The following is a 24,134-nucleotide window of genomic DNA, read 5'->3' as shown; positions in this document are numbered from 1 at the left end:
AGCCGCGCCACGCATATTTTAAGACCGCGGACCGTCACCGGGATGCTTGCACCCGCCGGCCCATCTGAACCCCGGAGGCTTCCGAGCCGGCGCTTTTTGGAAAGCGCCGAAACCTGACAAGGCCTTGGCCGCATCGAGACAAAACACACCTCCGTACCGGAGGCTGTACCAAAGTCTACACCCGTCGAACCACCACCACGGAGACGACACATGGACAATCAGAAGGTCATCATCCACGCCCGCTTCAACCCGAGCGGCGTCGTCATCGAGATCAGCGAGCGCCCCGAGGCTCTCTCGCCGCAGGATTGGTTCAACTACCTCTCCGAGCACGCTGCCCTGAGCTATCAGGCCCTGGCCGGTGGCCGTGGCGTGTTCCGCCTGGATCCGGCGCAGCTTGCGGAATTCAAGTCCCCCTTCGACTCGAAGGCCGCGTGAGAGCACGCTCCGTTGTTACGGCACCCCCTTAGCCGAAACAATCCGGACAACTACGTAGGCTTCGCCCCGCCCCAGGCGTGGGGCGAAGCCCACCACCACCGCCCCGTCACGCTTTTGCGATCACATGCTGAGCCGGCAACCCTGGCGCTTTGACGAAACCGTGACTAGCTTTGCTGTGAGGAGGCCCGGATGCGGTCGCTCGCAGAAGGCGGCCCTCCGGAGTGACGGAGGAGGTTCCGGCGATGGTGGCCAGCAGCGAAATGCAGGTCGAGGCCCTGGATTGGCAAGGGCGGCCCTTGCGGTGCCAGGATTGCCCCCATGAGGATATTCGCGCCGAGGGACGATGCGACCTGGGCGTGGTGTGCGTGGCGGATCGGCGCCACAAGCGCATCGACAATTTCTTCCGCCGCAACAACGAATTAGCCGCCCGCTATCTGACCCACCCCTATTTCGAGGTGCGGGTGCTAGCGGCCAAGCATGCCAGTGTCTTTGCCCTGCCCGCGCTTCTCGGCGACACCGAGCCTGATGTGCGCGCCATGGCGGCAAGCCGCCTGCCGGTGGCCCGCATCGCGCCCCTGAAGGCCGACCCCGATCCCGCCGTGCGCATCGCTGTGGCCCACCGGCTGGAGGGCGCGGCCCTGGTGCCGTTCCTCTCCGATGAGGACTACCGGGTCCGCATGGCCGCCGCTCAGCGCGCGCCGCTGGACGCGTTGACCTTCTCGCTGCGCGATCCGGAAACGGAGGTGCGCCGCGAGATCGCCCGCCGCGTGGAAGAGCCCTCGCTTTCCCGCATGGCTGCGGACGAGGACCCCATGGTGCGCGTGATCGTGGCCGAGCGGCTGGCGCCCGCTCGCCTGCATCTGCTGCGTGATGATCCCGACATGCGCGTGCGCTTCGCCGTCGCGGAGCGTGCCGGCAACGCGGATCTCGAACACCTCAGCAAGGATCCCGTCCCCGAGATCGCGGAGCTGGCCCGCCTGCGGCTGGATGCCCCGCAGGCTGAAGCGTAGCTATTCCAGACGTTTCATGCAGAAAGAGAAGATATTTTCCGTCTGACATATCTGAATACGTAACCACATCTTCACAGGAGCGCCCTGTCGGCGCTCCCGTCTTGCTTTGGCATCGTCTCTGCATCGGCACATCAGTGCTGAATGGCAGACCGAGCGGACCTGCCCCTTTCCCGATTCCGCTCGAGAAACGAGGATGCCATGATCCAACTCTCCGCCGGAGACGAGAGCTTCTCCGCCTATCGCGCCGACCCAGCCGGGTCGCCCAAGGGTGCCGTCATTGTTCTTCATGACGTGTTCGGCGTGGACGACCACATCCGCAAGATTGCCGATGACCTCGCGGCCGCCGGCTATGTGGCCATCGCGCCTGCTTTGTTCGACAAGGTGAAGGCCGACACCACCCTTTCCCCCGCGCAAGAAAACGATGGCCGCGCCCTCGCCGCGCAGGTGGGCACCGACTGGTCGCTGAGCGCCATCCAGGCCGCGGTCGACGCGGCGACAGCCGCCGGCAAGGTGGCTGTGGTGGGCTATTCCTGGGGCGGCTATCTCGCCTATCACTGCGCGAACCGGGTGAAGGGCGTGGCCTGCGCCATCGGCTATTATGCGGACGGCGTGCTGGATGGCTCCCGAGAGAAGCGGCGGGTGCCGACGCTGCTGCACTTCGCGGAAAAGGACGCCCTGCTTCCGGAAGGCGACATCGACCAGTTCCGCGCGGCGCGGCCGGATGTGTCCACCTATCTTTATCCCGGCACCGCCCACGGCTTCTTCTTCGGCCCGGCTTATGATGCCGATGCCGCCCAGCTCGCCCAGGAGCGCACTCTGTTCTGGATTTCCCAGCACGTGGTGGGCCAGCCGCCGGTGCAGCTGAAGAATGCCGGGGCCTATGCCCAGTCGAAAACAGAACGCAAGGCCAAGAAAGGCACCGGGGAGGATCTCGGCCCGCCGGAGTCCTGACGGCGAGCCCGGGACAACCCGCCCCTCTCCGCCCCCTCGGGGAGGGGCTTTCGGATGCACGAAGCCCGCGGCGGCCCTTTTGGCCACGCGGTCGCACTCATCATTGGCCGGCTTGATTTCGGCGGAACGCGATTTTACCGTGTCGGGCGTGCAACGCACAAGAACTGGTGCCCGCATTCCCGGCGCCGGGCAGTTGTTGCGTGCCGCGTTTCATTGGATGCGCTTCAGCGAGGCCTGACATGAGTGTGATCACGCATGACTTCGGCGCCGACAAGCGCCGCACCACGCGGCGGTTCCGCCAGCTTCTGAGCCTCGATGCCCTGCACGAGGCCAATGTGCAGGCCAATCCGCTGCCTTATCTGGAGCGGGCGAGCGAGCGCATCTTCCAGCTGGAAAAGGCCCTCTTTGAAGCTGTCTTGGCGGGCCGCCCCGCCCCGGGTGAAACCCCGAGCGGCAAAACCATCACCGTCGATGCGGATGAATACCGGCGCCTGAAGGCCGCCATGGCACTCGTCGAGGAGGCGCACAGCCAATTCTCCGGCACGGATGAGGAGAACGTCTGAGCCCCGCTCCGCTGGACGCATCGGAGGTTGGTGAAACCCGCCCGGCGTTCGAGCACCCCCATGGAACCGGTCGAGGACCAGGGCCCATGGTCCGAATAAAAAGGCGGCGCGGAGCGCGATCGAGAGCTCCGCGCCGCGAGGTGCGCGCCACCTGGACGGCACCCCCGCCCAGGCATTGGATGAACAGAACTCCGGCGAACCGGAGCCGCGCGACATCCGGCTACGCCACAAACACATCCCGTCGTCCGCCGGCGAGGCGGAGCCGGCCGGCCACCGCCCGAACCCGGCGCGCGGTCATCGCCACAGCGCTCATTGTGCGGTGTCCTTCGCGGCCGACGGCGTCCATTGATAAAGGTCGCCCCAGCCGCTCAAGGCTGTGATTTCGTGGGTGAAGCCCTGCTCGCCCAGCGCCGCGGCAAAGCCCTGCTGCTCCCCCGCCTTCACGCTGGCGAAGACCGGCACGCGCCGCCCCTTCACCTCGCCAAGCAGGCGGGCGAAAAGGTCCGTTTGCCGGAAGCTCGGCGCCATGGCGGCATAGGCCACGTGGATCGCGGGGCTGTTACGCAGCCCCCATTCCAGATCGTCCCGCCGCGCCAGCAGCGCGCCGACGATCCCCCTCTCATTGTCGATGGCGATGGGCGAAAGCCCCGACGTGCAACACGCCATCAGCTCCGACAGGATGCTCTCCTGCTCGCCCTCATTGTCGGCGGCGAAGGGAACGTCCTGGCAGACTTGGCGCAGCAGGCCCCAAATGCCATTCACATCGGCGAGGCATGCCATGCGCTGAGTCAATTCAGCCATCACGCGCTCCCAACAATTCCAAAAATAATGCACGCAAGCTAAGCCGCAGGCCACGCTCTTTCAAGATAAAAAATTTGATTTGTCGCAAATCAAAAGGTTTGATGTAGACTTTCCACCTGTGACGAAATGAACCGCGCCTCACCCTCTCCGTGCCCGCATGTGGCAAGAACCTTGCTCCGCTCCGCAGATCCGGCCCGCGGGTGCGGGCATTTTTCTGGAGAAGGTGCATGTCGAACCCGGAAGGCTTCTTTGTGGATTGGGACGGCAATGTCCGCAGCACCGTGGACCCGGGCGGCGGCTATCTGTGCGAAACAGACACCGTGGCCCGCTATGTGGCCATCACCACCAAGACCGGCACGCTGGTGCACGAAGCCACCTTCTACAAGAGCCTGGGCGATGTGGAGAAGGCCGGCATCCGCGCCACTCTGGTGCCCGGCTCGCACCCCTGGGGCAAGCGCGAGGATGGATTCTAGCCCCTTGCGGGCGAAACGGAATTCCGCTTCCCGAAGCCCGCGCGCCTGAAAGCGGCGCGTGACAGTATCCGCCTCCCGGTCGGCGCCAGCGAAAGCTTCGCACCGGGAGGCACGGCACAATGGAGGAGATGCAGCGGATCAGCCCCGCTTGCGCCCTTCACGCGGCGAAAGCCGCCCAGCACAGAGGTGATCGATGCTCCCGACGACCATTCTCATCGACGAAGCGCCCCGGTGCGTCGTGCGCCCCAACGACATGAAGGCCCTCAACCGCTTCATCAAGAACGGCCGAACCTTCCTGCTCGCGGAGAAGCCCGACGGCAAGATCACCCACCGCAGCGCCTCCGAGCCGGAAATGGCCAAGTGGCAGGAGGCATTCGCGCTGCATAAGGCCTGGGGCGGCGAGGATGAGGACTTCTTCGGCGTGCCCCTGTAGCGCACGCCCCAGCCGCCGGCCCGCCCCATCCCGGCGCGGCGTCAGGGATGCGCGGCGTGGCCCACGGTGTCGTGCGGATTGCCTTCCTGGTTCCGCATCCAGTCGGCCAGCTTGGCAATGGCGCCGTACAGTTCATCGCGCGCGCGCGTGTCGGCCACCGTCTCGTCCAGCGCGCCGCGCATGCACAGCAGCCAGGCATCACGCTCGGCATTGCCGATGGGAATGTGCATGTGGCGCTGGCGCATGCGGGGGTGGCCCTTGTGGGGCGAATACAGCTTGGGGCCGCCGGTCCATTCGGTGAGATACTGCTTCAGGTCCACCTTCAGCGGACCCAGGTCCGGAGCGTGCAGCCGGCGGATGTCGCGGGCCTCGGGCAGCCGGTCCATCCGTGCGTAGAATTCTTCCACCAGGCGGTCGATGGCGACCGCGCCGCCGATGCGCTCGAACATGGTGGGGGTCGCGACAGCTTCGGACATCTTGCTCCTCGACCTTTGGGCGGGGACCAGCCCCGGTTGGTATGACGAAACCAGCTCCCGCGCCAAGGCGCAACTCCGGCGCAACTCCGGCGCCAGCGGCCCGGCGACGCAGCGGCGGGCGGCCGCGTCTCGACCGTTTCAGCTTTTCGCGGGCACGCCGAAACAATCTATCGCTTTGATTTTGCAACCTCTTTCACGCGCAAGCGCTCTATTCTTCCATATTGGGCAGCAGGATCACTTCCGCCGGCGCGCCCGGCCCCTGCCCGTCCACGAAATCCAGGGCACTGACGAGGGAGAGGCCTCCATCCGCCTCCATGAGCACCACCGCCTCGGCCGGCATCCTGGCCAGGGCCTCGATGAGCTGCGCAACCGTCATGGCCAACTCCCTGGCTTGTCCCGCCGCCCCTCCATCTCAGGCGGAGAGGGGCGCGCCCACTTCGTCGAAAGCGAGGATCACCGTCTCCTCGTCCATCGTCACCTCGGCGCGGCGCAGGACCCCATTGGGGTGGTAGTCATAGCGGTGCGCCAGCTCCACCTCGCCATACACCATCTTGTCGAAGCCGCTCAGCTGGCCCGCCGCATCAAAATAGGCGCGGATGAAAGTGTTGCGATGGGTGAGATGCTCCTCGGCTATGGGTTCCACCAGCTTGAAGGGCAACTTCACGCCAGTATAGGTGATGAAATAGCGGCAGGTGGGCTCGCCGCCCGCCGTCTCCTCCGGCGCATCAGGCACCGTCGCGTCGCGTGAAGTCATGAATACCTGCATCGCCAGTTGAACTTTGAAAACGCGCGCTTTGGGGGCGGTGCCTTCAATCGGGCGAGATCATGATCTCCATGGTGTCGTCCAGCTCGTCATAGGGGAAGGGACGGTTCTCTTCCTCCACCAGCGCCACGCCGCACAGGCAGACATCGTCGCCCACCACCACCAGCGCGATCGGCTCCAGAGCCTGGTCCTTGCACGGCCCCTCGGCGCAGGCGCCGCTTTCGATGTCGAACAGGGCGCCGTGCCGGCCGCAGCGCAGCATCGTGCCATCCTTGTTGAAGAATTCGCCGCTGCCGACATTGAGCCAGGTGCCCTGGTGGGGGCATGCGTTCACATAGCCCACCACCTCCTTGGCGCCGGTGCGCACCACCACGATGCGGAAGGGCCGCGCCTCCCCATCCTCGCCCACGCGGGACAGGTTGAAGGCTTTCGCCTCGCCCGGGTCGATATCCTCGACCTCGCAGATGGCATAGACCTCGATTTCATCAGCCGACATGGTGCCCGTCCTGCTGTTCTTCTTGTCCGCGAGACAGAACTTCCGCACCCGATCCCGTGGCGATGGCTGCGGCAATCTTGTCGTGAATGGAACAGCGATGTCGGGTTGTGATCCCGACAAGCTGCGGAAACTCCGAATTGACCCGATATTTGCATGAACCATGCCGCCGGACAGGAGCGGCGGCCGCGGCCGCCTTCGCCCCCGGATGAAAGCAGGACAGGCCCCATGGCGAATATGAAGTTCTACATGACCCCCGGATCATGCTCGACGGCGATCCACATCATCCTCGAGGAGCTGGAGGAGGTGTTCGAGGCCCATATCGTCAACCTGCCGGCGGGGGACCATTTCAAGCCGGACTATGTCGCCATCAACCCCAAGTCGACCATTCCCACTTTGATGCGGCGCGACGGCAGCGTGCTCACGGAGATGGTGGCCATCGGCTATTGGCTGGGCAAGAGCCAGCCGCGCGCCGCCCTTTGGCCGGCGGACCTGGAGGCCGAAACACGCGCCCTCGAAACCATGGCCTATGTGGTGAATACCGTGCACGGCCAGGGCTTTGCCCGAATCTTTGCAACCCCCAGCTTCGCTGGCACCACCACCGACCAGGACCGCATGAAGGCGCTCGGGCGCGACATCGTCACCCAGGGCTTCGGCATTCTCGACAAGGTGCTGGAGGGGCGGGACTATGTGGCCGACACCTTCTCGGTGGCGGACCCGTTTTTGTTCTATGTGGAGTTCTGGGCCGACAAGACCCAGATCCCCCTGCCCCCCAACGTCGCCGCCCATTATCGCCGGCTGCTGGAGCGGCGTGCCGTGCAGCAGGTGCTGCGCGAGGAAGGCTACAACACCGCCAATCTGGGCGCCGCCGCCCGCGTGCTCAACTGAGCCCGGCGAAGCCCATTCACTGCAGCAAGGATAGCCCACCATGCCACAAGCCGAACATCTGGTGGTGGACGACGCCAACCGGGACGACCTCTCCCGCAAGGCCGGGATCTTCCTCTACATCGACACCCAGCTGTGGCTGGAGGACGGGGTGGTGCATCGCGCCGACGGCCCCGCCCTCCTCTCACCCGACGGGGTCGAGCGCTGGTACCTGCACGGCAGGGAGCTGACGCGCGCGGTGAAGGCGCTGTTCAGCCAGCAAGGCTGGCCGCTCGCCGGCGGGCTCGACACGGCGGCAAAGCAGAGCGCCTTCAACGCCCATTTCGCCCTGTGACGCCCAAAGCCTATGACGTGAGCCCGTGAGTCTTTCGCCCCCTGCGCGGGGTTCGAGCCCGCCCATTGACAGCCGGCCGAAGACCGAGAGTGATGGCCCGACCCGAATGAGGCCCTGATGTATGTGAAGCTGTGTGATCTGGCGGACCTGGAAGAGGGCGCCATGCTGCCGGTGGGCATCGGCTACACGCTGGTGCTGGCGGTGTGGCCCCTGGGCGGAGAACCCCGCGCGCTGCAGGGCATCTGCCCCCATGCCGGCCATCTGCTGATGGACGCGCGCTTCGACGGCCGCCACCTCACCTGCCGCGCCCATGACTGGGTGTTCGATTCCACCAACGGCCTGTGCACCGTGGGCGGGCTGTGTACGCTGGTGGAGTATCCCTCACAGGTCCGCAACGGCGAGCTGCACGCGGACCTCGATGTCCACCCCAACCGCCTCTATCGCTGAGGTTCGCGCGCCCGGCGCAAGGCCGGGCAGGGGGCCGCCGCCCCTGCGGCGGGGCACACCTAAGGGGGAGACTGCCCCGAGCGTCATCCGGCACAGTGGCGCCGTATCGCGCGAAGGCATGCGGTCAATGTGGTGAGCCAAAGCATGTCCCCATTGGCGTGCAACGGGGCGATGCTCCCCCCTGTCAGAGCAGGCCGAGTTCCAGCTGCACTTCCTCGGACATGCGCGACTTGTCCCATGGCGGGTCGAACACCAGGTTCATCGTCACGCCGCTCACACCCTCGACCTTGCTCACAGCGTCCTGCACCCAGCCCGTGAGCGTGCCGGCCACCGGGCAGCCGGGGGCGGTCAGCGTCATGTCGATTTCCACCATGCCGTCCGCCTTCAGGTTGATGCGGTAGACGAGGCCGAGATCGTAGATATTCACCGGGATTTCCGGATCGTTGACCGTGCGCAGCGCGCTGACGATGCCCTCCAGGCGTGTCGCGTCCGTCGGCGCGAAATCAACATAGGCTTTCGCCTCTCCCTCCGCATACAGCGCCGGAGCGGAAGGGGCCTCGAAGCCGTAATCAATGTTCTCCGTCATCTGACAGTCGCCTCCAGCAACCAATCCAGTCACGGGCCTGCATCATCCCTGCTGATGTAGGCTTTCACGCATAGCTGCGACAGAGGCCCGCCCCGCCACATCGCGCATTTGCATTCCCAATGCCGCGAGGGTGCGCCCACCCACGGCCAAGCCGGTCATTGCGGACGCACGCGCCCTTGCCGCCTCAAGGTCCACGACCTGAGGCCGCCCGCCGCATCGCCCGCTCGTGAAGCCGCCCCCGGGCCGGCAGCGCGCCTGCCGAAGGCAAATGGAATCCTCTTATCTCTGCGCCGCTTCGCTAATGCGACGCAATCGTCATACGACTTTGCGCACAATTTGCGACCCTCGGGCCATGGGAGAGCCTTACGGCGGCCCTCCCCTTCAGCAGTGCAAGCGCGGTGCCAATGGCGGATATCAGGCAAGGCCCTCGGCCAGGGCCGCCACCACCGGCCAGCCCACGGCACCGCTCGGGTCCAGAACCTTCAGGGCCTCGAGCTTCTCGGCGGCGGCCGACGGCAGGTTCTGCCGCAGGTGGATGAAGGCGAGCGCTTTCAAGGTATAGAGCGCGAAGCGGCCAGCCCCGTCCGGAAACGGATCTTCCGGAACCCAATTGTGCCAGTCCGTATCCCAGCCGGCCTGGATGGCGGCTTCCTTCAGCCCGCCTTCGGCGGCGCGCTGGGCCTCATCCAGATTCCCCTGGTAGGTGTGGATCTTGTAGAGGCAGAAATAGGTGGGCAGCTCGTGCGGCGCCGCCGCCAGGGCCTGGCGAAACAGCTGGTCCGCCCGCTCCCGATCCCGCCGATAGGCAATCACGCCTTGCTGAAGCAGGGCATTGATGCCGGGGGGAAGGTCACCAAAATTGATGACGTCGGTGTCGGGAAACAATTCGATCATGAACGACGGCCTCTGTGGCGACCGACGGACACAGAGACGAAGGCCCCTCACTTCACGGGAAGCGAAGCCCCCCTCTCCGCCGGCTTGACTTTACGGAAGGACAAGGCGCGCGTGACCGCCTTCGCGATGATGAGCGCGCGGGCATCGAGACCCGTCCAATTGGCGTTGCGGCCGCGCGGATCCAGCTCCAGCAGCTTCACCCCCGCGGGCACCTCGGTTCCGTCGCGCACCACGCCGCGCACCACGCCGTCGAACGGCGCGCGCACCGTCTCTCCGCCGAGCTGCCCGACAAGGAAATCCTTATAGACACGGGTGCCGATCTCGATGGCCGTGTGCCAGCGGCCCGGCACTTCCGCATGCACGAAGCGCTCGGAGCGGCTGTTGCCGAGGGGGCGCGCCACGCCGTCCGGCGCGTCGGTCGGGCCATGCTGGATGATCCGCCCCTCCTTGCCCGGCCGCGTCTCGATGGCAAGGTCGCAATTGGCGCCGCCGCTGAAGCCCGGACCAAGGCCGATGGTGACACCGGCGAGACGGCGCAGATCGGGCGTGACCTGATATTTGTTCATCCGCGCATCCACCAGCAGGTCGATGCTACCGATGACGATGAGATCCAGCAGGCCCAGATTGGTGACCATCACGCCGTCACGGCGCGCAAGGCCGCTGCGGATGGACATGGAGCTATCCGCCAGCGTCGCAAAGACGCCATCCACCTCCACCAGATCGTCGAAGAGGGCATCGTGAAAGGCCATCTTGCGGCGAATGACGGGCGGGACGGGATCGTGAGACAAAACAACGCCGTAGCCGGAACGATGCAGATGCACCGCCACCGCCGAGGCAATCTCATTGGTCCCGAGGATGACCGCGAAATGCGGTGTCCGGCGAGGGCCCTCGTGTCGTGTTTCGCTCATGATCCGTCTCTCATCACGGAAGCTGAGACTGGTAAGCAAGAGCTGGGCCGATTTCAATGAACCGCCACATTTTCCCCACCACATCCGCAACGGGCACCATGAGCACCTGGGAACACCCGCGCACCGGCGCGAGCGGCTTCGTCCGTTGAAATCCCGGCCCGGCGACCCAGCGACGCGGCCTGTCGCAAAGGTGACAGGATGGATGGCGCGAACGCGCCGGTTCACCCCCTTCGCGCCGTCCATCTCCCGCAGCCGCGCGGCCGAAACTCCTGTGAACACGAGCCGACGCCACTTGGTGCCGACCTTGCATGAGGGCCTGCGAAAGAGGAGCACAGACCATGGCCATGGACGGAGCCGAAATCGAACGGCTGGTGAAAGTCGCCCTTCCGGACGCCCACGTTGTGATCGTGGACCTTGCCGGAGACGGCGACCATTACGCCGCCCGCGTCACGTCCGAAGCATTCAAGGGCAAGAGCCGCGTGCAGCAGCACCAGATGGTTTACGCCGCCCTTCAGGGACAGATGGGCGGGGTGCTCCACGCTCTCGCGCTCGAAACCATCGTTCCGAAATAAGCCGGACCCCGCGCCCACTGCCGCCCCTTCCCCGGCCCCGCGCGGCCCCAAAGGCGGGACCGCCCGCCCTCTCCCCTGTCAACGCCTGATCACCGCAAGGATCGCCCCGATGGCCAACACCGCCGAACGCATCAAGGATCTCATCGAGAATAACGACGTCGTGCTCTTCATGAAGGGCGTGCCGCAGGCGCCGCAGTGCGGCTTCTCCTCTGCCGTGGTGCAGGTGCTGGCCCAGGTCGGCGTGCCTTACGCCGCCGTAAACGTGCTGGAGGATCCCTTCATCCGCGAGGGCATCAAGGCCTATTCCAACTGGCCGACCATTCCCCAGCTCTACATCAAGGGCGAATTCGTCGGCGGCTGTGACATCGTGCGCGAGATGTTCCAGGCGGGCGAGCTGGCCACGCTGCTCAGCGAAAAGGGCATCCTCGCCCCGGCCTCCTGAGCCCCCTCGCGCCCGGCACCCGGCGCGCACAGGCCAACCGAACCCGCGCACCCAGCACGCGGGCCGCAGGGCTAGACCGCTTCAACTCCGTGTGGAAACACGGAAGCGGTCTAGCCTTTTGTTTCTACACATTTCCTTCACCCGCACGGCCCCCGCTCCGCCGGGAAACGCTCCAGCCGTGTGCCCGCCTGGTGACGCGCGTCGAGGGGAATGCAGCGCACCGAAAGCGGTCGCCGCTCCAGGGAAGCGAACAGCCCCGTAGAAACAGCATTCATTCAATGATTTAGCAGTTTCCAGGTTCTACGGAACAGGCGCAGGCGCCCTTGGCCCGCAGCCACCGCCGTCTCTGCACCGAAAGCGCGCGCCCGCGCGTGCCCGGGTCCATGCGCCCTTGCGGCATGCCGAAGTCGGAAGAAGCTCAGGCGGTCCGCGCCTGCGATCCGCAGCGCTTTCGCACAAGGGCCTGCCCCACGGCGGACGCCTTGATCCCTGCGAAAAGTGGGGCCACGCGCGAAGCCTCACCCGGTGAAATTGCTTCACCGGGCGCCCGACAATCGCCCGCTTTCACATCGCCAGCCCGCCAAGGGGTTGGCGATGTCTCTGCGACGCACGACTCAGCTCGCGCGAAAGCTCACTTGGCCTGGGCGGCGGTGGTGACCACGCCGGCCAGCCATTCCTGCTGGCTCACGCCACCGGCGCGGGCCTTGGCATTCACCGCGTCCACCACCGACGGCGGCAGCGTCACGTCGAGAATGATCTTGTCGGCGGATTCCAGCGCATAGACCAGACGCACGGTGCGGGCGGCGAAGGCCTGCATGCGGGCGGTCTTCTGCTCGTCCGTATAGGAGGCGCTGGCCGCCACGGTGGGGCAGTAGGCGCTCATGAGCCCATCGATGATAAGGGCCGGACGCAGGCCGCTGGCCTTGAGCTTGTCCACCGCGGCGTTGAGCACCGGCGGATTATCGAGGGGATCGCCCGCCGCGAGAAGGGCGGCCACCTCAGCAGACGGCTTCTGCCCGGCCGGCAGCCAGGCGCATTCGAATTTTCCGGTCTGCGCCAGACCCATGCGGGGCATCGCACAGAGCGCGAGCGCGGCGACGGCAGCGAACAAAGACGCTTTCTTCATGACGAATCCTGCCCATGGAAGCCAATCGGCCAAATCGGGCAAAGCTCTTGCACGCCGCACACACGAATGCAACGCGGCGGATGCGCTCGCCACCGCGCGGAACGCCGACGAACCGCGTGCAACACCGCCCGAAGCGGGCTGCGGCCCGGTCCGGTTTGTGACAATGTGGCCGGCCTCGCGGCGGCTCAGACGGCCCCGCCTTCATTTTCGGGATTCCCCATGGCCCCTTCGTCCGCCACCCCTGTCATGCTCTGGGCCTGCACCGACATTGACCCTGCCCCGTGGCTCGCGGCTTTCGCTCAGGAGATGCCTGAGCTGGACATCCGCCAATGGCCGGACATGGGGCGGGTGGAGGACATCGCCTATGCCTTCGTATGGAAGGTTGCGCCGGGCGTGCTCGCGGGCCTGCCGAATCTCAAGGCGGTGTTCTCACTCGGCGCCGGGGTGGATCGGCTGGTCGCCCCCCAAGTGGTGCCGCCCCACCTGCCACTGGTGCGCATGGCCGATCCGGGTCTGAAGGCGGGCATGAGTGAATTCGTGCTCATGCAGGCGCTTCACTATCATCGTGCCATGCAGAGCTTCGCCGCGCAGCAGGCCCGGCGCGAATGGCGCGAGCTGGCGGTGCCCCTGGCGCGCCATCGGGTGGTGGGCCTGATGGGCCTGGGCGAGCTGGGGCGGGCCTGCGCGGAGCATCTGCTGCGCCTCGGCTTTTCGGTGCGCGGCTGGTCCCGCTCCGCCCGCGCGCTGCCGGGTGTCACCGGCTTCCACGGCAACGAGGGCCTCGGCCCCTTCCTTTCGCAAACCGAGATCCTGGTCTGCCTGCTGCCGCTGACCCCGGATACGCGCGGCATCCTGAACGCCCACACCTTCGCGCAAATGCCGAAGGGTGCTCACATCATCAATGTGGCGCGCGGCGGCCATCTGGTTGATGAGGATCTGCTGGCGGCCCTGGCGAGCGGCCAGATCGCAGGCGCCAGCCTCGACGTCTTTCATGAAGAGCCGCTGCCGCCGGAGCACCCGTTCTGGGCCCATCCGCGCATCATCGTCACCCCCCACGTCGCGGCGCCCACATACCCCGAAACGGCGGCGCCCATGGTGATCGAGGGCATCCGCCGCCACCGTGCCGGCCTGCCGCTATTGAACGTGGTGGATCGCACCGCCGGCTATTGACGATCCGCCGGGCGCCGTTGCCCCGGCCTTCGGCGCCGGAGCAAAAGGCGACGCAAGTCGGGCTCCGACGCAGCCTCGCCAAGCATCCGGTGGAATCCGGCCCTCAGCCGCCGCCGTCCGCACATCGGAAAGCCGAGCCGGGAATCGGCGGCAGGTGCACCGATACATTCAGGCGACGGCGACAGCGGCAGATCCTTTGCGAGAGAGCAACTGATTCCACGCCTCGCTCGCCGTGGGATCAATAGACATTCGAGAGACACGGGCGCCCCGCTGGGCTCGTTCCCGCGAGCGGGAGGGCGGAGGCGTGGCGAGAACCGCCCTTGTGCGCGGAAAGCGGCTTCAAGGCGCCGGCCTTCCTGAGGAGGACCCTTCAGCGCCGCTGCAGAACCCCCAGGCTCAATGTTCGTCCTCCCCCGCAAGTGGGAACGGGGCGGCACCAGCACCCCGGTGGCGGAACGTGGGCCGCGCTCCATGCGCTGAATGGCGATGAATCTTGGAGCGTTTTCGAACGAGCCGGAGACCGGCAGGCGAACAAAAAACGACTCAGCTCCGGGGACTAGGAGCTACCGACATCCAGCGCACGGGGCGCGGATATGCCCCACCACCGTGGTCCTCATGGCGCGGCCCCATCTCCCGCTTGGGGGGATGGCTGGGGTGGGGGCAAAATGTCGGTAGGTGGCCCCGGCAGCGCAGCGAAGGGCAACGCCTCGAAAGGCTCAAAAGCCTTGCATCCACTGGCTCTGCACCACTGGGCGGTGCCGGCCCAGGTGCGGTCCGGGCCGAGGTTCGGTCCGGGCCGAGGTTCGGTCCGGGCCAAGGTGCGGTCCGGGCCAAGGTTCGGTCCGGGCCAAGGTGCGGTCCGGGCCAAGGCGGCCCTGCCTGCCCCCTCACCCTCCCCCGCAGGCCGGAGAAGGACCGAGTCGCCGGCAAACCGTGCCTCTTAAATGTCGATCGGGCCTCGAGCGTGTTCCTGCTCCCAGGCGGGAGGAGTCGTCTCAAAACAGAAGTACCGACGGCCCGGACAGGGCAAAAAGGGCCGCGACGGGACGGAAAGGGCACGCAGTTGCGTTGCCCTGTTCGTTGGCATTCCGCGGGGCGCGCTCACGCGCCGCCGTGCGCCGCGGTGCGAGGTGGCCGGTGTCGTGAATATAGGAAACGCGCGAATGGGCTCGAGCCTTTGCCGCCCTATTGCGCAGGGCATTCCGGCTTCTCGCCGCAAGTCCTTTGGCACACGCCGCGGTGTCCGATGCCGCAGCCAGCCGTGGATGACCACGTGCCACGAACCGACAGCACCCCGCGCAAAATACAAAGCCCGGCGAGGCGCTTGCGCCAGCCGGGCCATGGCAAAATCTCGATTTCAGCTCGGCCCGAAACAAGCGCTCCGGGTCGCGAAAGCCTCACAGATCGGGAGCGAACACCGGCACCGGGGTGGCACCGGCGATTTCGGCGCCCACGGTCTCGCGCACCGGGCGAGCCTCGTCCACCACCGCATAGGCGGAGCGGTCGGCCAGCAAGGCGTTGACCATCTGGAAATTCAGCTTGTGGCCGCCGCGGAAGGAGCGATAGCGGGCCAGCAGCGGCAGGCCGGCGAGGGCGAGATCGCCCACCGCGTCGAGGGCCTTATGGCGCACGAACTCGTCGGAGAAGCGCAGGCCGTCCGGATTGATGACGCCCCCCTCATCCAGGCACACGGTGTTTTCCAGCGCGGCGCCACGGGCATAGCCGGCGGCGCGCAGGCGCTCCACATCCTTCAGGAAGCCGAAGGTGCGGGCCTTGGCCAGCTCGCGGCGGAACACCGAGGGGGACATAGTGGCGGCGAAGCGCTGGCGGCCGATGGCCTCGTGGGTGAAGTCGATTTCCACTTCCAGGCGGAAGCCGGCGTCATAGGGCAGCAGCTCGCCGAAGGCAGCGCCATTTTCCACCCGCACGGGCTTCAGAATCTTGAGATACTTGCGACGGCCATTGAGGGTGGAGATGCCGGCGGCGTCGATGGCCGCGACGAATTCCACCGCGCTGCCGTCGAGGATCGGCACTTCCGGCCCGTCAATCTCCACCACGGCGTTGTCGACACCGAGGCCATTGAAGGTGGCCAGCAGGTGCTCCACCGTCGAGACCAGCGCGCCGGAGCGGTCGCCGAGCACGGTGGCGAGGTCGGTGGCCTGCACGGACTTATGGGAAACGGTGGCCTTGCGAGGGGCGCTGTCGGCGAAGGAACGAACGAAAACGATTCCAGTGTTCGCGGCTGCCGGCTTCAGAGTGAGGGTCGCCTCGACCCCGGCGTGAACGCCGGCCCCCTTCAGGGCAATCTCGCGAGCCAGAGTGGTCTGCATAATCGGTGTCGTCCCATGCGCGGGGAGCGCGGACCACGAAACGGTCCCCAACCTTCCCCCAAAGCTCCACCTTGCCTTCCCACTTTCGCCGCGGTTGTCCAAAGAAACTGTCAACGCGCAGCGTGTGGGTCGATCAGGATTGGGGGCACCCTAGTCCCCGCGCGTGGCTGCGCCAAATCACGCTTGCTTACCGCCTGTTACTGTCTTGAAATAGGTTATTTTCCTTATTTAACAAAAGCTTAAGGCCGGCCATGACGGTCGGCCTTAAGGCTCTTGTTACAGGGTCGGAGCGTGTTCCGGCGCGACTCAGTTGGCCTGGCGGCGCAGGAAGGCGGGGATTTCGAGGTGATCGTCCTCATCCCCACGCTGCGGCGCGGGACGGGTGGGCACCTCCATCACGGGCCGGCTCTGCGGGCGCTTTGCGAACTCGGAAACCGCCTCGCCGGGATGACCGCCGACCACGGGGCGCTGGTCCTGGTAGCCGCGCGGCTGATCCTGGTAGCGGGGCTCCGCGGGGCGACGCTCGGGAGCGCGCATGCTGGGCTGGTCACGACGCACCGGCTCGGGTTCCGGCTCCTCGCGGCGGCCCACATGGGCGAGACGCTGAAGCAGGGTCATGCGCTTCTTGTCGGGCTGGGCCTGCTCCACCGGCGGCTCGCCGCGCTGGGCGCGGATCTGGTTCTGGGCGGGCAGCGGCAGCTCGTCCACGCGCGGCATGCGGGTGGTGCGCACGCGCTGGCTCGGCGGCGGGATATAGGGGGCGAAGTCGTCCTCTTCCTGCACCTGGGCGGGCGCGGGAGCCGGCTCCGGCTCGGCCAGATAGGACTGGCGCGGCGCGGCGGCGCGAATGGTCACCTCGTCGATGGCCACGGGCTCTTCCGGCATGGGCGCGGGCGCCGGCTGCTGGGAAACGGGGGCGAAATCCTCGAGGCCGATGAGGTCCTCGGCGGAGATGGAGGCCACCGCCGAGTGGATCTGCGCCTCACGGGCGGCTTCCACGGCCACGCGGCCGGCATTGGACATCTTGCGCCCGCCGAGATCGGCCGGCGGCTGGATCTGGTCCGGGATGGAGAGCGGATCGATGCCGGTGGCCACCACGGACACGCGGATGATGCCGTCCAGCATCTCGTCGAAGGTGGCGCCGAGGATGATGTTGGCGTCGGGGTCCACTTCCTCGCGGATGCGGGTCGCCGCCTCGTCCACCTCGAACAAGGTCATGTCCTTGCCGCCGGTGATGGAGATGAGCAGGCCGCGGGCCCCCTGCATGGAGGTCTCGTCGAGCAGCGGGTTGGCGATGGCGGCCTCGGCGGCCTGCAGCGCGCGCTTCTCGCCCGATGCCTCGCCGGTGCCCATCATCGCCTTGCCCATGTCGCGCATCACGGCGCGCACGTCGGCGAAGTCGAGATTGATGAGGCCTTCCTTCACCATCAGGTCGGTGATGCAGGCCACGCCCGAATAGAGCACCTGGTCGGCCATCGCGAACGCGTCGGCGAAGGTGGTCTTCTCATTGGCCACCCGGAACAGGTTCTGGTTCGGGATGACGATGAGGGTGTCGACGCTCTTCTGGAGCTCGGTGATGCCGTGCTCGGCCACGCGCATGCGGCGCAGGCCCTCGAAGTGGAAGGGCTTGGTCACCACGCCCACAGTGAGGATGCCGAGCTCGCGGGCGGCGCGGGCCACCACGGCGGCAGCGCCGGTGCCGGTACCGCCGCCCATGCCGGCGGTGATGAACACCATGTGCGAGCCGGACAGGTGGTCACGGATCTCGTCGATGACCTCTTCCGCGGCGGCGCGGCCGACTTCCGGCTGGGAGCCGGCGCCGAGGCCTTCCGTCACCGCCACACCCATCTGCACCACGCGCTCGGCCTTGGTGAGGGTGAGGGCCTGGGCGTCGGTGTTCGCAACCACGAACTCCACGCCGCTCAGCCCCGAGGCGATCATGTTGTTGACAGCGTTGCCACCGGCACCGCCCACACCGAACACCGTGATCCGCGGACGGAGCTCACGAATGTCGGGCATCTGAAGGTTGATCGTCATGTTTTAGCTCCGTCGAACCCGCTCGGCTCAGACCGCCTGTCGATGAATCCCGTTGACCACTTTGTTACTGCTGATTTGGTTAACCATGTCTAAAAGCTGTCCTTCAGCCAGCGCCCAACGCGGCCGAAATAACCCTGGGGCTCGGCGCCCACGGCCTGCCGCCGGCGCGGCTCGAAGTGTTCAAGGCCAGCGGCTTGCGGGTAGACGAGCAGGCCCGCCGTGACCGCAAACGCCGCCCCGCGCGCCGCTTCCGGCAGGCGCGAAACTCCTAACGGACGGCCGATGCGCACCTGCGGCCCGATCACCCGCGCCACCAGGTCCGCGAGCCCCTGCAGCTGCGCCGCGCCGCCGGTGAGGACGATGCGCCGGCCGGCATCCCCGGCATGACCGGAAGACTTCAGTCGCTCGCGAATCAATTCCACGATTTCTTCCGCGCGCGGACGCACGATGGTGACGAGGCGCGATTTGGGCACCATCTGCGCCTGGTCGCGGGAATCTCCCGAGAGCGGCGGCACGGTGAGCATGTCGTGCTCGTCGGAGGAGACGGCCACCACCGCCCCGTGCAGGGCCTTGAGGCGCTCCGCGTCGGCCAAGCGCGCCGGCAGGCCGCGCGCGACGTCGTTGGTGATGTGGTGGCCGCCGAGGGCGACGCCGTCCACATAGACGCAGTGCCCGCCATCCACGATGGCGAAGGTGGTGGTGCCGGCCCCCATGTCGATGAGGGTGACGCCCAGCTCCATCTCATCATCGGTGAGGGAGGAGAGCGCGGCCGCGTAGGGCGCGGCCACCATGGCCTCGATGGAGAGGTGGCAGCGCTCCACGCACAGCACCAGATTCTTCAGCGCCGTGAGGTCGGCGGTGATGACGTGCATGTCAGCGCCAAGCTCGCGGCCCAGCATGCCGCACGGCTCGCCGATGCCCGAGCGCCCGTCCAGGGAATAGCCTACCGGCAGCGCGTGCATCACGGCCCGCCCGTCGCCCACCGCATAGGTGGACGCGGCCTCCAGCACGCGGCGGATGTCGAATTCCTCCACCGCCGGCGCGGTCAGGCGCACCGCCGCTTCATAATGTTGCGAGGCGAGCCGGCCGCCGGAAACGCCCACCACCACCGAGGCGATCTGCACGCCGGAGGCGCGCTCCGCCATGTCCACGGCCTGGCGGATGGCGAGCTCGGCCTTGGCCATGTCCACCACCGCGCCGCCCTTGATGCCATAGGCGCGGGTGTGGCCGATGCCGAGAACGTCGATGGAATGGGTGCGCCGGCTCAGCACGTCCGACGCGCCACGGGGCTTCAGCTTGGCGATGGCGCACACCACCTTGCTGGTGCCGATGTCGAGCACGCCGACGATGCCACCCTTGCGCGGCGGCAACGGACGCATCTTCGGCGCGAACCCCTGGGCGAGCCGGGACCTCATGCGGGGCCTCCTTTTTTGGCCTTGGCCTTCGCCTTCAGCATTTCATCGCGGGCGGCGGCGGCGGCGTCCGACAGGCGCACCGCCACCCGATCGGGCAGGCGCATGTCGATGATGGTGATGTCTCGGGTGAGCAGCTTCTTGTCCCGATCAAGGGCGACCAGCTGCGTCAGCGCACCTTCCATGCCCTTTTCGGGCAGGCGCACGTCGATGCCGTTGTGCATCTTCAGGGTCCAGCGGCGCTCGGCCACCAGGATGGCGGCGCGCACCTGGGCCTTCAGGTCCGGCAGGCGGGCCAAGGCGTCGACGATCTCGCCCACATGCTTCTGTGCGCCCTCGCCCACCACGATGGGCAGCTCCACATAGCGCGGATCGTCCGAATAGGGGGCGATGGGCGTGCCGTCACGGGAGATCACCTTGATCTCGCCATTCACCTGCCAGAGGGCGAAAGCCTGGCGCTCGACGACGGCGATGTCGATGCGGTCGGGAAACTGCTTGCGCACGCTCGCCGACTGGATCCAGGGCAGCTCCTCCAGCTTCACGCGCATCTCGTCCGCGTTCACGAACAGGATGGAGGTGGAGCCCTTGATGCCCGCCGCATCGAGGATCTGCTGCGGCGTGACGTGATTATGACCCGAGAGATTGACCTCGCGGATCTTGAAGCCGGCCACGTTGGCGGCGGCGTCGGCGAGGTCCATGCCCACGCCCTTCGCCTCTTCCATGTGGCCGCCGAGGGCGATGCCGTAGGCCGAGAAGCCGCCGATGACCACCGCCGTCAGCACCCCCGCGCCATGCCGGCCCAGCCGCGAGGCGCCGAGGCGCACCGTGAGCCGCCGCAGCAGGATGGCGGTGCGGCTCGCCGGGCGCGGCTCGACGGGCAGGCGCTTGTGCCGGCCGGGCGGCGGCGCGACCTTGGGCGTCGCACCATGCGGCGCCGTCCCCTTGCGGGGCCCTACCGATCCAGCGACGCGTCCTCCACCATCCATGTCACAAGCTCGCCGAATGAAATGCCCGCGTGGGCCGCCATGTCGGGCACCAGGGACGTCTCGGTCATGCCAGGCTGGGTGTTCACTTCCAGGCAGACGAGCCCGGAGGCATCGCCCTTGGAAACATCGAAGCGGAAATCCGCGCGAGACACCCCCCGGCAGCCGAGAGCTCGGTGCGCCGTTAGGCTTAACATCTGCACCTGCTCGTAAATTTCAGGTAAAATCCGGGCCGGAAGAATGTGGCGGGAGCCGCCGGGCGCATACTTGCTTTCGTAGTCGTAAAACGGCTGCACCGCCTCGACCTCAATGACTCCCAAGGCTTTGTCGCCCATCACGCCGCATGTCAGTTCCATGCCGGGGATGAATTCTTCCGCCAAAAGGGTCTCGCCGAAGGCCCAATCTTCCCTGTGGAGTTCCTGGGGTGGATGGGCCTGCCCCTCGCGCACGATGAACACGCCGATGCTGGACCCGCCGACCACGTGCTTCAAAACATAAGGCGGCTCCATCACATGGGCCTTGGCCGCCTCCGCGCGGCTCACGCTGCGCCCCTTCGCCACCGGCACGCCGGCCGCCGCCAGCATCACCCGCGCCTGGGCCTTGTCCATGGCCAGAGCGGAGGAGAGCACGCCCGAATGGCTGTAGGGAATGCGCAGGATCTCCAGCACGCCCTGAATGGTGCCGTCCTCGCCGGGATGGCCATGGAGCACGTTGAGCGCCGCATCCGGCTGCAGCCGCGCCAGCACCTCGGCCACGTCCCGCTGCACATCAACCCGGGTGACGCGATAGCCCGCGCCCTCCAGCGCCGCCGCGCAGGCAGCGCCCGAACGCAGCGAAACCTCCCGCTCGGACGACCAGCCGCCCATCAGCACCGCCACATGTTTCGCCATGATCGCTCACTGCTCCTGAAACCCCGCCCGGAGCGGCGGGGTGTAGCAAAAATCCGGTCGCCGGCGCCAGGGTTCGCGCCTGCCGCACAGCGCGGCCAGTGAAGACCGGCTTCGGTGTGCAATTCCCTAAAGCCATGCCCATTCTTTCAGCACCTGCCGCAGGATTGTCCTGCAAAGACGCCGTCCCGCCGCCGCCCGCGCGCCTGCCACCCGCCTAAGGCGACCCCCGCAGTCCCCCTCCCCCATGGGTTGCCGCGACTTCGGCCGGCCCGCCGCAATGCGAAAGAGTCCTGTGGTGGTAAGGACATAAGCTTAAGCCTTACCGTCTCAAAACCGTAGCGGTATGGGGTTAACTCCGTTCCCCCAGGGGTCCGCCTGCCCCCTCGCCGAGATCTGGCCCGGCTCTTGCTGGCGATCAATTCGTCAGCCTCCCTTACTGAGGTGGTCAAATGAGCGCAGAACCGGAACGGGTGGTGATGCTCTCCGAGCACATCGGCACCATTGCTCACGAGAAGATCGCTCTTATCAACGGCGTCACGCGGGAAACGCGAACCCTGGCTCTCAACGCGCTGATCGAGGCGGCGCGGGCGGGGGATGCGGGGCGCGGCTTCTCGGTGGTCGCCAACGAGGTAAAAGCGGTTTCGCAGCGGATCCAGGACATTTCCAGCGCCTTGTCCAGCGACCTTTCCCAGTCCATCGTCGAACTCACCGAGATCGGCCGCCGCATGGCCGAGCAGGTGCGCGGCCAGCGGCTGGCGGACCAGGCGCTGAACATGATCGAGATCATCGATCGCAACCTCTATGAACGCTCCTGCGACGTGCGCTGGTGGGCCACCGACAAAGCCGTGGTGGACTGCCTGGAAGCACCAAGCCCCGAGAACAGCCGCCACGCGGCCGAACGGCTCGGCGTGATCCTGCAGAGCTACACCGTCTATCTTGACCTCTGGATCGTCGACGCCGAAGGCCGGGTGGTGGCCAATGGGCGGCCCAAGCACTATCCCGGCGTGGTCGGCACCGACGTGTCGCGGACCGAATGGTTCCGCGCCGCCATGGCCACCCGCTCCGGCGAGGACTTCTCGGTGGCGGACGTGGACACGGTGGGCCCGCTCGATCGTGCCCAGGCCGCGGTCTACAGCGCGGCGGTGCGCGCCGGCGGCGCGGTGAACGGCCGCCCGCTGGGCGCGCTCGGCATCTTCTTCGATTGGCGCCCCCAGGCCGCGGCCGTGGTGGGCGGGGGGCGGCGCAGCGACGATGAGCGCTCGCGCACCCGCTGCCTGCTGCTCGATTCCCATTACCGGGTGATCGCCGCCTCGGACAATGTGGGCATTCTCTCGGAAACCTTTCCCTTGCGGGCATCCGGCGAGAGTGGCCATTACACCGACGAAAACGGCGCCATGGTGGGCTTTGCCCTGACGCCGGGATACGAGACCTATCGCGGCCTCGGCTGGTACGGCGTCATCGTCCAGAACCGTGCCGGCCCGCGCAAGGACCCCGCCAGTCATTGAGGGCCCCGGCCAGCCACTGAGCGCCTCGCCCGGCTTCTGCGGCCGGGCGACGTCAGCGGGCAGGCGACGTCAGCGGGCGGGAAGGCCGATGCGCTTGATCTCCCACTGGAGCTCGATGCCGCTATGGGCCAGCACCCGGCGGCGCACCTCCTCGCCCAGCCTCTCAATCTCGGCCGCGGTCGCGCCGCCGAGATTGACCAGGAAATTGGTGTGCAGCTCCGACACCTGCGCCCGGCCCAGGGTGAAGCCCCTCAGCCCGGCCGCATCCACCAGCTTCCATGCGCTGGTGCCGGGGGGATTCTTGAAGGTGGAACCGCCAGTCCGGCTCTTGATGGGCTGCGTGGCCTCGCGGCTCTGGGTGATCTTGGCCATCTGCGCGGCGATCTCTTCCCGGTCTCCAGGCCGCCCCTCGAACACCGCGCGGGTGAAGATCAGGTCCGCCGGGGCATCGCAGTGGCGATAGCTGAAGCCCATGTCGGCGGCCTCGAGCACGACCTGCCGCCCGCCGCGCGTGACCGCCTCGGCGCGCACCAGCACGTCCTTAACCTCGCCGCCATAGGCGCCGGCATTCATACGCAGCGCCCCGCCGATGGCCCCGGGAATGCCACGCAGGAAAGCAAACCCGTCGAGCCCCGCTTCCGCCGCCGCGCGGGCCACCTTCACGTCCGGCGCGCCGGCCCCGGCCGTGATGCGATGGCCCTCGACCTCGATCTGGGTGAACCCCTTGCCGAGCCGGATCACCACCCCGGGCACGCCGCCATCACGCACGATGAGGTTCGAGCCCAGGCCAACGACCATCACCGGCAGCTCGGCCGGCAGCGCCGCCAGCAGGGCCGCGAGATCCTCCGCGTCCGCTGGCTGGAACAGCACCTGGGCGGGTCCTCCGACGCGAAACCATGTCAGCTCGGCCAGCGGCGCATTGGCCTCCAGCCGGCCGCGCAGGCCGGGCATGCGGGCCTTGAGCTCGGGAACGAGATCCGCGAAGGGGGCCGCGGAGACCTGCTCCGTTGCCTTCGGCCCTGGGGCCGGCTGCTGTTCCGCTAAGCTCATCCGCATCATCCGGGTCGCAAAATCTCCGGCCCGCCGCCGGCCGGGCCGCTGCCTGTCCCACACGGACGCCGCCAGGGCAAGGCCGCGCAACAACACTGACCTATCGGAAGACTCGCTCCCATGGAAGCAAGCTGTTAGGAGTCTCCTGACATGCTGCCGTTGCGT

28 protein-coding genes are annotated in these 24,134 nt (G+C 67.1%); 13 read left to right on the top strand and 15 right to left on the bottom strand.

Annotated elements, in window-relative coordinates:
* Positions 1-210 precede the first annotated feature (210 nt).
* The 4 genes from V5F26_RS06450 (at position 211) to V5F26_RS06435 (ending at position 2,959) form a co-directional block, all read left to right on the top strand.
* Entirely contained in the window at positions 211-435 is a 225-nt protein-coding gene (locus tag V5F26_RS06450; protein ID WP_234053820.1) for a hypothetical protein, read from the top strand.
* Between the two features lie 242 nt (positions 436-677).
* Positions 678-1,445 carry a 4Fe4S-binding leucine-rich repeat protein gene (locus tag V5F26_RS06445; RefSeq protein WP_234053821.1) on the top strand — a complete coding sequence of 256 codons (768 nt, stop codon included), beginning with the start codon at positions 678-680 and terminating at the stop codon, positions 1,443-1,445.
* A gap of 198 nt (positions 1,446-1,643) precedes the next feature.
* Positions 1,644-2,396: a dienelactone hydrolase family protein gene (locus tag V5F26_RS06440; RefSeq protein ID WP_394058679.1), complete on the top strand. Its 753-nt coding sequence runs from the start codon at positions 1,644-1,646 to the stop codon at positions 2,394-2,396.
* Positions 2,397-2,635: 239 nt separating this feature from the next.
* Positions 2,636-2,959, top strand: a complete 324-nt coding sequence (locus tag V5F26_RS06435) for a hypothetical protein (RefSeq protein ID WP_394058680.1) — start codon at positions 2,636-2,638, stop codon at positions 2,957-2,959.
* A gap of 309 nt (positions 2,960-3,268) precedes the next feature.
* Here V5F26_RS06435 and V5F26_RS06430 read toward each other — a convergent pair whose 3' ends face one another.
* A complete protein-coding gene (locus V5F26_RS06430) occupies positions 3,269-3,760 on the bottom strand; it encodes a hypothetical protein (RefSeq protein ID WP_234053824.1) in 492 nt (163 codons plus the stop codon).
* Positions 3,761-3,987: 227 nt separating this feature from the next.
* On the opposite strand from V5F26_RS06430, the gene V5F26_RS06425 reads away from it, so the two are divergent.
* Together V5F26_RS06425 and V5F26_RS06420 are read left to right on the top strand one after the other, a co-directional pair.
* Positions 3,988-4,233 carry a hypothetical protein gene (locus V5F26_RS06425; protein ID WP_234053825.1) on the top strand — a complete coding sequence of 82 codons (246 nt, stop codon included), beginning with the start codon at positions 3,988-3,990 and terminating at the stop codon, positions 4,231-4,233.
* 193 nt (positions 4,234-4,426) lie between these two features.
* Positions 4,427-4,666, top strand: a complete 240-nt coding sequence (locus V5F26_RS06420; RefSeq protein WP_234053826.1) for a hypothetical protein — start codon at positions 4,427-4,429, stop codon at positions 4,664-4,666.
* Positions 4,667-4,707: 41 nt separating this feature from the next.
* Here the strand turns inward: V5F26_RS06420 and V5F26_RS06415 are convergent, their stop codons facing one another.
* The 4 genes from V5F26_RS06415 to V5F26_RS06400 form a co-directional block, all read right to left on the bottom strand.
* Complete coding sequence (locus V5F26_RS06415) at positions 4,708-5,142, bottom strand: group II truncated hemoglobin (protein WP_234053827.1); 435 nt, start codon at positions 5,140-5,142, stop codon at positions 4,708-4,710.
* A gap of 208 nt (positions 5,143-5,350) precedes the next feature.
* A complete protein-coding gene (locus tag V5F26_RS06410; RefSeq protein ID WP_234053828.1) occupies positions 5,351-5,518 on the bottom strand; it encodes a hypothetical protein in 168 nt (55 codons plus the stop codon).
* A gap of 36 nt (positions 5,519-5,554) precedes the next feature.
* Positions 5,555-5,896, bottom strand: coding sequence for a DUF6156 family protein (locus V5F26_RS06405; RefSeq protein ID WP_394946957.1), 342 nt, complete (start codon positions 5,894-5,896; stop codon positions 5,555-5,557).
* 55 nt (positions 5,897-5,951) lie between these two features.
* Entirely contained in the window at positions 5,952-6,401 is a 450-nt protein-coding gene (locus V5F26_RS06400; protein WP_394946956.1) for a Rieske (2Fe-2S) protein, read from the bottom strand.
* A 234-nt stretch (positions 6,402-6,635) separates the two neighbouring features.
* Here V5F26_RS06400 and V5F26_RS06395 point away from each other — a divergent pair, with 234 nt between their 5' ends.
* The 3 genes from V5F26_RS06395 (at position 6,636) to V5F26_RS06385 (ending at position 8,064) form a co-directional block, all read left to right on the top strand.
* Entirely contained in the window at positions 6,636-7,286 is a 651-nt protein-coding gene (locus tag V5F26_RS06395) for a glutathione S-transferase family protein (RefSeq protein ID WP_394058794.1), read from the top strand.
* A gap of 40 nt (positions 7,287-7,326) precedes the next feature.
* Entirely contained in the window at positions 7,327-7,617 is a 291-nt protein-coding gene (locus tag V5F26_RS06390) for an aldehyde dehydrogenase (protein ID WP_394058685.1), read from the top strand.
* A gap of 117 nt (positions 7,618-7,734) precedes the next feature.
* Positions 7,735-8,064 carry a Rieske 2Fe-2S domain-containing protein gene (locus V5F26_RS06385; RefSeq protein ID WP_234053833.1) on the top strand — a complete coding sequence of 110 codons (330 nt, stop codon included), beginning with the start codon at positions 7,735-7,737 and terminating at the stop codon, positions 8,062-8,064.
* A gap of 184 nt (positions 8,065-8,248) precedes the next feature.
* On the opposite strand, the gene V5F26_RS06380 is transcribed toward V5F26_RS06385, so the two are convergent.
* The 3 genes from V5F26_RS06380 to V5F26_RS06370 all read right to left on the bottom strand — a co-directional run bounded on the left by V5F26_RS06380 (position 8,249) and on the right by V5F26_RS06370 (position 10,452).
* A complete protein-coding gene (locus V5F26_RS06380; protein WP_234053834.1) occupies positions 8,249-8,650 on the bottom strand; it encodes a DUF59 domain-containing protein in 402 nt (133 codons plus the stop codon).
* A gap of 414 nt (positions 8,651-9,064) precedes the next feature.
* Positions 9,065-9,544, bottom strand: a complete 480-nt coding sequence (locus V5F26_RS06375; RefSeq protein WP_394946955.1) for a hypothetical protein — start codon at positions 9,542-9,544, stop codon at positions 9,065-9,067.
* 47 nt (positions 9,545-9,591) lie between these two features.
* Positions 9,592-10,452, bottom strand: coding sequence for a xanthine dehydrogenase (locus V5F26_RS06370; protein ID WP_234053836.1), 861 nt, complete (start codon positions 10,450-10,452; stop codon positions 9,592-9,594).
* Between the two features lie 338 nt (positions 10,453-10,790).
* Between V5F26_RS06370 and V5F26_RS06365 the strand changes: the two genes are divergently transcribed.
* Positions 10,791-11,024, top strand: coding sequence for a BolA/IbaG family iron-sulfur metabolism protein (locus V5F26_RS06365; RefSeq protein ID WP_234053837.1), 234 nt, complete (start codon positions 10,791-10,793; stop codon positions 11,022-11,024).
* 109 nt (positions 11,025-11,133) lie between these two features.
* Complete coding sequence (grxD, locus tag V5F26_RS06360) at positions 11,134-11,466, top strand: Grx4 family monothiol glutaredoxin (RefSeq protein WP_394058690.1); 333 nt, start codon at positions 11,134-11,136, stop codon at positions 11,464-11,466.
* A gap of 631 nt (positions 11,467-12,097) precedes the next feature.
* Here the strand turns inward: grxD and V5F26_RS06355 are convergent.
* On the bottom strand, positions 12,098-12,592 hold the full coding sequence (locus V5F26_RS06355) for a hypothetical protein (protein ID WP_234053840.1): 495 nt from the start codon (positions 12,590-12,592) through the stop codon (positions 12,098-12,100).
* Positions 12,593-12,811: 219 nt separating this feature from the next.
* Between V5F26_RS06355 and V5F26_RS06350 the strand changes: the two genes are divergently transcribed.
* On the top strand, positions 12,812-13,762 hold the full coding sequence (locus tag V5F26_RS06350) for a 2-hydroxyacid dehydrogenase (RefSeq protein ID WP_394946954.1): 951 nt from the start codon (positions 12,812-12,814) through the stop codon (positions 13,760-13,762).
* A 1,397-nt stretch (positions 13,763-15,159) separates the two neighbouring features.
* Here V5F26_RS06350 and lpxC read toward each other — a convergent pair.
* The 5 genes from lpxC to V5F26_RS06325 all read right to left on the bottom strand — a co-directional run bounded on the left by lpxC (position 15,160) and on the right by V5F26_RS06325 (position 21,414).
* Positions 15,160-16,092: a UDP-3-O-acyl-N-acetylglucosamine deacetylase gene (gene lpxC, locus V5F26_RS06345; protein ID WP_234053842.1), complete on the bottom strand. Its 933-nt coding sequence runs from the start codon at positions 16,090-16,092 to the stop codon at positions 15,160-15,162.
* Positions 16,093-16,398: 306 nt separating this feature from the next.
* Positions 16,399-18,129, bottom strand: a complete 1,731-nt coding sequence (gene ftsZ, locus V5F26_RS06340; RefSeq protein WP_234053843.1) for a cell division protein FtsZ — start codon at positions 18,127-18,129, stop codon at positions 16,399-16,401.
* Positions 18,130-18,218: 89 nt separating this feature from the next.
* Positions 18,219-19,544, bottom strand: a complete 1,326-nt coding sequence (gene ftsA, locus V5F26_RS06335; RefSeq protein WP_234053844.1) for a cell division protein FtsA — start codon at positions 19,542-19,544, stop codon at positions 18,219-18,221.
* On the bottom strand, positions 19,541-20,527 hold the full coding sequence (locus tag V5F26_RS06330) for a cell division protein FtsQ/DivIB (protein ID WP_234053846.1): 987 nt from the start codon (positions 20,525-20,527) through the stop codon (positions 19,541-19,543). Before V5F26_RS06330 ends, ftsA begins: the two co-directional genes overlap by 4 nt.
* Complete coding sequence (locus V5F26_RS06325) at positions 20,494-21,414, bottom strand: D-alanine--D-alanine ligase (protein ID WP_234053847.1); 921 nt, start codon at positions 21,412-21,414, stop codon at positions 20,494-20,496. The genes V5F26_RS06330 and V5F26_RS06325 overlap by 34 nt, the downstream gene beginning before the upstream one ends.
* A gap of 449 nt (positions 21,415-21,863) precedes the next feature.
* On the opposite strand from V5F26_RS06325, the gene V5F26_RS06320 reads away from it, so the two are divergent.
* Entirely contained in the window at positions 21,864-22,919 is a 1,056-nt protein-coding gene (locus V5F26_RS06320) for a methyl-accepting chemotaxis protein (protein WP_394058697.1), read from the top strand.
* A gap of 69 nt (positions 22,920-22,988) precedes the next feature.
* Here the strand turns inward: V5F26_RS06320 and murB are convergent, their stop codons facing one another.
* Positions 22,989-23,969: a UDP-N-acetylmuramate dehydrogenase gene (gene murB, locus V5F26_RS06315; RefSeq protein ID WP_394946953.1), complete on the bottom strand. Its 981-nt coding sequence runs from the start codon at positions 23,967-23,969 to the stop codon at positions 22,989-22,991.
* Positions 23,970-24,134: the final 165 nt, after the last annotated feature.

Source organism: Xanthobacter variabilis (assembly GCF_043831965.2).
Classification (GTDB): domain Bacteria; phylum Pseudomonadota; class Alphaproteobacteria; order Rhizobiales; family Xanthobacteraceae; genus Xanthobacter.
Note: the sequence above shows the minus strand (reverse complement) of the source record. Positions and strands in the feature narration are given on the sequence as shown.

Bases quoted from the DNA above. Each gene is read 5' to 3' on its own strand.
- V5F26_RS06450 (WP_234053820.1), top strand. From the start codon at position 211: ATGGACAATCAGAAGGTCATCATCCACGCCCGCTTCAACCCGAGCGGC.
- V5F26_RS06445 (WP_234053821.1), top strand. From the start codon at position 678: ATGGTGGCCAGCAGCGAAATGCAGGTCGAGGCCCTGGATTGGCAAGGG.
- V5F26_RS06440 (WP_394058679.1), top strand. From the start codon at position 1,644: ATGATCCAACTCTCCGCCGGAGACGAGAGCTTCTCCGCCTATCGCGCC.
- V5F26_RS06435 (WP_394058680.1), top strand. From the start codon at position 2,636: ATGAGTGTGATCACGCATGACTTCGGCGCCGACAAGCGCCGCACCACG.
- V5F26_RS06430 (WP_234053824.1), bottom strand. From the start codon at position 3,760: ATGGCTGAATTGACTCAGCGCATGGCATGCCTCGCCGATGTGAATGGC.
- V5F26_RS06425 (WP_234053825.1), top strand. From the start codon at position 3,988: ATGTCGAACCCGGAAGGCTTCTTTGTGGATTGGGACGGCAATGTCCGC.
- V5F26_RS06420 (WP_234053826.1), top strand. From the start codon at position 4,427: ATGCTCCCGACGACCATTCTCATCGACGAAGCGCCCCGGTGCGTCGTG.
- V5F26_RS06415 (WP_234053827.1), bottom strand. From the start codon at position 5,142: ATGTCCGAAGCTGTCGCGACCCCCACCATGTTCGAGCGCATCGGCGGC.
- V5F26_RS06410 (WP_234053828.1), bottom strand. From the start codon at position 5,518: ATGACGGTTGCGCAGCTCATCGAGGCCCTGGCCAGGATGCCGGCCGAG.
- V5F26_RS06405 (WP_394946957.1), bottom strand. From the start codon at position 5,896: ATGACTTCACGCGACGCGACGGTGCCTGATGCGCCGGAGGAGACGGCG.
- V5F26_RS06400 (WP_394946956.1), bottom strand. From the start codon at position 6,401: ATGTCGGCTGATGAAATCGAGGTCTATGCCATCTGCGAGGTCGAGGAT.
- V5F26_RS06395 (WP_394058794.1), top strand. From the start codon at position 6,636: ATGAAGTTCTACATGACCCCCGGATCATGCTCGACGGCGATCCACATC.
- V5F26_RS06390 (WP_394058685.1), top strand. From the start codon at position 7,327: ATGCCACAAGCCGAACATCTGGTGGTGGACGACGCCAACCGGGACGAC.
- V5F26_RS06385 (WP_234053833.1), top strand. From the start codon at position 7,735: ATGTATGTGAAGCTGTGTGATCTGGCGGACCTGGAAGAGGGCGCCATG.
- V5F26_RS06380 (WP_234053834.1), bottom strand. From the start codon at position 8,650: ATGACGGAGAACATTGATTACGGCTTCGAGGCCCCTTCCGCTCCGGCG.
- V5F26_RS06375 (WP_394946955.1), bottom strand. From the start codon at position 9,544: ATGATCGAATTGTTTCCCGACACCGACGTCATCAATTTTGGTGACCTT.
- V5F26_RS06370 (WP_234053836.1), bottom strand. From the start codon at position 10,452: ATGAGCGAAACACGACACGAGGGCCCTCGCCGGACACCGCATTTCGCG.
- V5F26_RS06365 (WP_234053837.1), top strand. From the start codon at position 10,791: ATGGCCATGGACGGAGCCGAAATCGAACGGCTGGTGAAAGTCGCCCTT.
- grxD (WP_394058690.1), top strand. From the start codon at position 11,134: ATGGCCAACACCGCCGAACGCATCAAGGATCTCATCGAGAATAACGAC.
- V5F26_RS06355 (WP_234053840.1), bottom strand. From the start codon at position 12,592: ATGAAGAAAGCGTCTTTGTTCGCTGCCGTCGCCGCGCTCGCGCTCTGT.
- V5F26_RS06350 (WP_394946954.1), top strand. From the start codon at position 12,812: ATGGCCCCTTCGTCCGCCACCCCTGTCATGCTCTGGGCCTGCACCGAC.
- lpxC (WP_234053842.1), bottom strand. From the start codon at position 16,092: ATGCAGACCACTCTGGCTCGCGAGATTGCCCTGAAGGGGGCCGGCGTT.
- ftsZ (WP_234053843.1), bottom strand. From the start codon at position 18,129: ATGACGATCAACCTTCAGATGCCCGACATTCGTGAGCTCCGTCCGCGG.
- ftsA (WP_234053844.1), bottom strand. From the start codon at position 19,544: ATGAGGTCCCGGCTCGCCCAGGGGTTCGCGCCGAAGATGCGTCCGTTG.
- V5F26_RS06330 (WP_234053846.1), bottom strand. From the start codon at position 20,527: ATGGATGGTGGAGGACGCGTCGCTGGATCGGTAGGGCCCCGCAAGGGG.
- V5F26_RS06325 (WP_234053847.1), bottom strand. From the start codon at position 21,414: ATGGCGAAACATGTGGCGGTGCTGATGGGCGGCTGGTCGTCCGAGCGG.
- V5F26_RS06320 (WP_394058697.1), top strand. From the start codon at position 21,864: ATGAGCGCAGAACCGGAACGGGTGGTGATGCTCTCCGAGCACATCGGC.
- murB (WP_394946953.1), bottom strand. From the start codon at position 23,969: ATGAGCTTAGCGGAACAGCAGCCGGCCCCAGGGCCGAAGGCAACGGAG.